The organism is Streptomyces sp. NRRL B-24572, from assembly GCF_002156145.1.
Lineage (GTDB): Bacteria > Actinomycetota > Actinomycetes > Streptomycetales > Streptomycetaceae > Streptomyces > Streptomyces vietnamensis.
This window is the reverse complement of record NZ_MWIG01000768.1, coordinates 1-6,508: the sequence shown is the minus strand read 5'-3', so window position 1 is coordinate 6,508 and position 6,508 is coordinate 1. Positions and strand designations below refer to the sequence as shown.

At 71.9% G+C, this 6,508-nt stretch carries 4 protein-coding genes; 1 reads left to right on the top strand and 3 read right to left on the bottom strand.

The annotated features are described in order from the left end of the window. The 3 genes from CCN56_RS35505 to CCN56_RS35495 form a co-directional block, all read right to left on the bottom strand. Positions 1 to 328, bottom strand: a 328-nt coding sequence (locus CCN56_RS35505) for a trypsin-like serine protease (protein WP_179200104.1), incomplete at its 3' end; no start/stop codon positions are given. A gap of 235 nt (positions 329 to 563) precedes the next feature. Then, on the bottom strand, positions 564 to 1,064 hold the full coding sequence (locus tag CCN56_RS35500) for a hotdog fold thioesterase (RefSeq protein ID WP_086831896.1): 501 nt from the start codon (positions 1,062 to 1,064) through the stop codon (positions 564 to 566). Positions 1,065 to 1,127: 63 nt separating this feature from the next. Continuing rightward, on the bottom strand, positions 1,128 to 3,410 hold the full coding sequence (locus CCN56_RS35495; protein WP_086831895.1) for an FdhF/YdeP family oxidoreductase: 2,283 nt from the start codon (positions 3,408 to 3,410) through the stop codon (positions 1,128 to 1,130). Between the two features lie 144 nt (positions 3,411 to 3,554). Here CCN56_RS35495 and polA point away from each other — a divergent pair, with 144 nt between their 5' ends. Beyond that, positions 3,555 to 6,266, top strand: coding sequence for a DNA polymerase I (polA, locus tag CCN56_RS35490; protein WP_086831894.1), 2,712 nt, complete (start codon positions 3,555 to 3,557; stop codon positions 6,264 to 6,266). Positions 6,267 to 6,508: the final 242 nt, after the last annotated feature.

Sequence of the window (6,508 nt, the reverse complement as noted above, 5' to 3'; positions counted from 1 at the left end):
CCAGGACGTCCAGGCCGGCCTGGACGTCCTGGTCGAGCGAGACGTAGAAGCGGACGTTCGCCGGCCAGTCGGTGGTGCAGTGCGCGGCCGTCAGGAAGGTGTCCGCGTCGATCATGGTGCCGGAGCAGACCCAGTCGACACGGTCGGGCGTCGTCGGGTCGTCGTCGTTGTCCCAGGTCGCGACGAGCGCACCGACCTCGGTGCGTTCGGGGGCCGGGGTCGCGTTGTACGAGTTGATCGCCGTGGCAGGGATCGCGATGGCGAGGACGGCGGCACAGGCGGCGGCGGTGACGGTGGTCAGCGCGTAGGTGGTGCGACTGGCGGTCACGAAGAACCCCTCGGTGTGTGAGTGGATCGGGTGTTCTCCTGTGGGGGAGGTTCGCCAGTGAAGCGTCTGTGGGCGCGCGGGGCAAGAGGGTCCGGAGACAAGGGAGTTGACACACGAACGGCGCGGCGCAGGACGACGATCCGTCCTGCGCCGCGCCGCCGGTGCCGACTCGGTCGATCCTGCGTGGGCCCGGTGGTGCGGGCGAGTGCGGCCCGCACCGTGGGGTGCGGGCCGGTCAGGCCTCTGTGCTGCCCGCCGTCGGCAGGTCGCCCGCGTCCTTCGGGGTGACCTCGCGCAGCAGGCAGGTCAGCCGGGCCGAGCACACCCGCTTGCCCTGCTCGTCGCTGATCACGATCTCGTACGTGGCGGTGGTCCGACCGCGGTGGACCGGGGTCGCCACGCCGGTCACCAGACCGCTGCGCACCCCGCGGTGGTGGGTGCAGTTCAGGTCGACGCCGACGGCGATCTTCGAGACCCCGCCGTGCAGCATCGAGCCGACGGAGCCCAGCGTCTCGGCGAGCACCGCCGACGCGCCGCCGTGCAGCAGCCCGTACGGCTGGGTGTTGCCCTCCACCGGCATGGTGCCGACGACCTTCTCGGCCGAGGCCTCCAGGATCTGCACGCCCATCCGGTTCCCGAGGTGCCCGGCCGAGAAGAGCGCCGGGAGGTCGACGCCGAGCGCCGCGTACTCGTCGATGACCTCCTGCGGGAACTTCACGTGCTGCTGCTCACCCATGGGCCCGGCTCCGTTCGTCTTCGTACGGCTGCTTGTTCGCAGTGTGTCCGCCTGAGCAAACGCTTAGGCGGGCTGTGATTCTTCCAGACGCACGATCACGGACTTGCTGGCGGGGGTGTTGCTGACGTCCGCCGTCGACTCCAGCGGCACCAGGACGTTCGTCTCCGGGTAGTAGGCCGCCGCGCACCCACGGGACGTCGGGTAGTGCACGACCCGGAAGCCGGGCGCCCGCCGCTCGGTGCCGTCCGTCCACTCGCTCACCAGGTCCGCGTACGCCCCGTCCGCGAGGCCGAACGCCGCCGCGTCCTCGGGGTGCACGAGCACCACCCGGCGGCCGCCCTTGATCCCCCGGTAGCGGTCGTCGAGACCGTAGATCGTGGTGTTGTACTGGTCGTGCGAGCGCAGCGTCTGCAGCAGCAGCCGGCCCTCGGGCACCCTCGGGTACTCGACGGGCGCGGCCGTGAAGTTGGCCTTGCCGGTCTTCGTGGGGAAGCGGCGCTCGTCGCGCGGGCCGTGCGGCAGCGCGAAGCCGCCCGGGTTCGCCGCGAGACGGGCGTTGAAGTCCTGGAAACCGGGCACCACGCGCGCGATCCGGTCCCGGATCCGGGCGTAGTCCGCCTCGAACTCCTCCCAGGGCGTGGCCGATCCCTCGCCGAGGACGGCACGGGCCATCCGCGCCACGATCGCCGGCTCGGACAGCAGGTGCGGGCTCGCCGGCGGCAGGTTGCCCCGGGAGGCGTGCACCAGGCTCATGGAGTCCTCGACCGTCACGAACTGCCGGCCGCTCTTCTGGGTGTCCCTGTCGGTGCGGCCGAGCGTCGGCAGGATCAGCGCGCGTGTGCCCGTCACCGCGTGCGAGCGGTTCAGCTTCGTCGAGACGTGCACGGTCAGGCGCGCGTTCCGCATCGCCGCCTCCGTCACCTCCGTGTCGGGCGTCGCCCCCACGAAGTTGCCGCCCATCGCGAAGAACACCTTCGCCTCGCCGTCGCGCAGCGCCTGGATCGAGCGCACCACGTCGAAGCCGTGGTGGCGCGGCGAGACGATCCCGAACTCCTTGTCCAGGGCGTCGAGGAAGGCGGGCGCCGGGCGCTCGAAGATGCCCATCGTGCGGTCGCCCTGCACGTTCGAATGGCCGCGCACCGGGCACACCCCGGCACCCGGCCGGCCGATGTTCCCGCGAAGCAGCAGGAAGTTGACCACCTCGCGGATCGTCGGCACGGAGTGCTTGTGCTGGGTGAGGCCCATCGCCCAGCAGACGATCGTCCGCTCCGAGGCGAGCACCATCTCCAGGGCGCGCTCGATCTCCGCGCGGCTCAGGCCGGTCGCGGCGAGCGTCTCGTCCCAGTCGGCCGCCTTCGCCGCCGCGGCGAACTCCTCGTACCCGTGGGTGTGTTCCCGTACGAACTCCTCGTCGACCGCCCCGGCCGTCTCCAGGACCAGCTTGTTGAGCAGCCGGAAGAGGGCCTGGTCGCCGCCGATCCGGATCTGCAGGAAGAGGTCGGTGAGCGCCGCGCCCTTGAGCATGCCCTGCGGGGTCTGCGGGTTCTTGAAGCGCTCCAGGCCCGCCTCCGGCAGCGGGTTCACCGAGATGATCTTCGCGCCCGAGGCCTTCGCCTGTTCCAGGGCCGAGAGCATGCGGGGATGGTTCGTCCCCGGGTTCTGCCCGGCCACGATGATCAGGTCCGCCCGGTGCAGGTCCTCCAGGGAGACGCTGCCCTTGCCGATGCCGATCGTCTCCGTCAGCGCCGAGCCCGAGGACTCGTGGCACATGTTGGAGCAGTCCGGCAGGTTGTTCGTGCCGAACTCGCGGGCGAAGAGCTGCAGCAGGAACGCCGCCTCGTTGCTCGTCCGCCCCGAGGTGTAGAAGAGCGCCTCGTCGGGCGAGGCCAGGGCCCGCAGCTCCTCCGCGATGATCGCGAACGCCCGCTCCCAGCTCACCGGCTCGTACCGCTCGCCGCCCTCCGGGAGCAGCATCGGCTGCGTGATCCGGCCCTGCTGGCCCAGCCAGTACCCGCTGCGGGTCGCCAGGTCCGCCACCGGATGCGCGGCGAAGAACTCCGGGGTCACCCGGCGCAGCGTCGCCTCCTCGGCGACCGCCTTCGCGCCGTTCTCGCAGAACTCCGCCACATGCCGCTTGTCACCCTCCGGCCAGGCGCAGCCGGGACAGTCGAAGCCGTCCTTCTGATTGACCTTGAGCAGGGTCCGCGCGGTGCGCCGCAGCCCCATCTGCTCCTGCGCGATCCGCAGGGTGTGCCCGATGGCGGGCAGGCCGGCTGCGGCGTGCTGCGGCGGCGTGACCTGCGGGGCGTCCTGGACCGGGTCACCGGCCGGCGGCTTGCTGACCATCGCGCTCTCCCTTGAGCGGTATACCTGTGGCGTACGTCTCCGATCCTGTCACGCGGCACCGACAACCCGGCACCCCACCGCTGTCGACGGGAGCGCCCGGCCGGTGTGGACGGGATTGTCAGTGGACCGTGGCAGGATCGTCCTGTGGCCGAGACAGCATCGAAGAACCCCGCAGACACCCGCCCCCGCCTGCTCCTCATGGACGGGCACTCGCTCGCGTACCGGGCGTTCTTCGCGCTGCCCGCGGAGAACTTCACCACCGCGACCGGACAGCCGACGAACGCGATCTACGGGTTCGCCTCGATGCTGGCGAACACGCTCCGCGACGAGGCCCCCACCCACTTCGCGGTCGCGTTCGACGTCTCCCGCAAGACCTGGCGGTCCGAGGAGTTCCCGGAGTACAAGGCGAACCGCTCGAAGACCCCCGACGAGTTCAAGGGCCAGGTCGAGCTGATCGGCGAGCTCCTCGACGCGATGCGCGCGCCGCGCTTCGCCGTCGACGGCTTCGAGGCCGACGACGTCATCGCCACCCTCGCCACCCAGGCCGAGGCCGAGGGCTTCGAGGTCCTCATCGTCACCGGCGACCGGGACTCCTTCCAGCTCGTCACCGACCACACCACCGTGCTCTACCCGACCAAGGGCGTCTCCGAGCTCACCCGCTTCACCCCGGAGAAGGTCCAGGAGAAGTACGGCCTGAGCCCCTCGCAGTACCCCGACTTCGCCGCCCTGCGCGGCGACCCGTCCGACAACCTGCCGGGCATCCCCGGCGTCGGCGAGAAGACCGCCGCCAAGTGGATCAACCAGTTCGGCTCCTTCGCCGAGCTCGTCGAGCGCGCCGAGGAGGTCAAGGGCAAGGCCGGCCAGAACTTCCGCGACCACCTGGAGTCGGTCAAGCTCAACCGTCGCCTCACCGAGATGGTCCGGGACGTCGAGCTGCCGAAGACCGTCACGGACCTCGCCCGCGAGCCGTACGACCGCGCGGCCGTCGCCCTCGTCCTCGACACCCTGGAGATCCGCAACCCCTCGCTGCGCGAGCGGCTCCTCGCCGTCGACCCGGGCTCCGCCGAGGAGGCCGCGCCCGCCCCCGCCGCGGGCGTCGAGCTCGACTTCACCGTCCTCGGCGCCGGCGAGCTCGCCCCCTGGCTCGCCGAGCACGGCACCGAGCCCCTCGGCATCGCCACCGTCGACAGCTGGGCCCTCGGCACGGGGAACGTGAGCGAGATCGCCCTCGCCGGGGCCGACGGGGCCGCCGCCTGGTTCGACCCCAGCACCCTCGACGAGGCCGACGAGCAGGCCTGGGCCGCGTGGATCTCCGACCCCGACCGGCCGAAGGTCATGCACAACGCCAAGGGCGCCATGCGGGTCTTCCCCGAGCACGGCTGGTCCATCGCGGGCGTCACCATGGACACCGCCCTCGCCGCCTACCTGGTCAAGCCGGGCCGGCGCTCCTTCGCCCTCGACGCGCTCACCGTCGAGTACCTCGGCCGCGAGCTCGCCCCGGCGGCCGCCGCCGACGGCCAGCTCGCCTTCGGCGCCGACGACACCGCCGAGGCCGAGGCCCTCATGAGCCAGGCGCGGGCCGTCCTCGACCTCGGCGACGCCTTCGACGAGCGGCTCGCCGAGGTCGGCGCCCGCGAGCTCCTCCACGAGGTCGAGCTCCCCACCTCCGCCCTCCTCGCCCGCCTGGAGCGCCACGGCATCGCCGCCGACCGCGACCACCTGGAGGCCATGGAGCAGCAGTTCGCCGGCGCCGTGCAGCAGGCCGTGAAGGAGGCCCACGCCTCCGTCGGCCACGAGTTCAACCTCGGCTCGCCCAAGCAGCTCCAGGAGGTCTTCTTCGGCGAGCTGAACCTCCCGAAGACCAAGAAGACCAAGACCGGGTACACGACGGACGCCGACGCGCTCGCCTGGCTGGCCGGCCAGACCGAGCACGAACTGCCCGTGATCATGCTCCGCCACCGCGAGCAGGCCCGTCTGCGCTCCACGGTCGAGGGCCTGATCAAGACCGTCGCCGCGGACGGCCGCATCCACACCACCTTCAGCCAGACGGTGGCAGCGACCGGCCGCCTCTCCTCGACCGACCCCAACCTGCAGAACGTGCCGGTGCGGACGGACGAGGGCCGCGCCATCCGGCACGGCTTCGTCGTCGGCGAGGGCTTCGAGGCCCTCATGACCGCCGACTACAGCCAGATCGAGCTGCGCGTCATGGCCCACCTCTCCGAGGACGAGGGCCTCATCGAGGCCTTCACCTCCGGCGAGGACCTGCACACCACCGTCGCCTCCCAGGTCTTCGGCGTCGAGCGGTCCGCCGTCGACGCCGAGATGCGCCGCAAGATCAAGGCCATGTCGTACGGCCTGGCCTACGGCCTGTCGGCGTTCGGCCTCTCGCAGCAGCTCAACATCGACCCGGGCGAGGCCCGCGGCCTGATGGACACCTACTTCGAGCGCTTCGGCGGGGTACGGGACTACCTGCGGCGCGTCGTCGACGAGGCCCGCGCCACCGGGTACACCGAGACGATGCTGGGCCGCCGCCGCTACCTCCCGGACCTCAACAGCGACAACCGGCAGCGCCGCGAGGCCGCCGAGCGGATGGCGCTCAACGCCCCGATCCAGGGCACGGCGGCGGACATCGTGAAGGTCGCCATGCTGAACGTCGACCGGGCGCTGACGGAGGCGGGCCTCGCTTCCCGGATGCTCCTCCAGGTCCACGACGAAATCGTCCTCGAACTCGCCCCCGGCGAGCGCGAGCAGGTCGAGGCCCTGGTCCGCGAACAGATGTCGGCCGCCGCCGACCTCCGCGCCCCCCTGGACGTCTCGGTAGGAGTAGGCCCGAACTGGGACTCGGCGGCCCACTGACGCCGTCCGCCGTGGGCGGCGCCCGCCCCGTTGCGGGCACCGTCATGGGCGCCTCGTGCCGCCCCGTTGTGGGCAACTGTTCCGCCGGGGCGGAACGGGTGGGCACAACGGACCCGCGCCCTGCCGGCGCCAGAGGCTTCCGCGCCCTGACCCGCACCGGATGTGCGCCGCCGCTGCGGGTGCGGGTCCAGGCACAGGGGGCGGCGAAGGGCACCGCCCCGCCGGGCGCGGGCCCACAGCGG

Excerpts from the sequence above, each read along its gene's own strand:
- CCN56_RS35500 (WP_086831896.1), bottom strand. The coding sequence starts at position 1,064 with ATGGGTGAGCAGCAGCACGTGAAGTTCCCGCAGGAGGTCATCGACGAG.
- CCN56_RS35495 (WP_086831895.1), bottom strand. The coding sequence starts at position 3,410 with ATGGTCAGCAAGCCGCCGGCCGGTGACCCGGTCCAGGACGCCCCGCAG.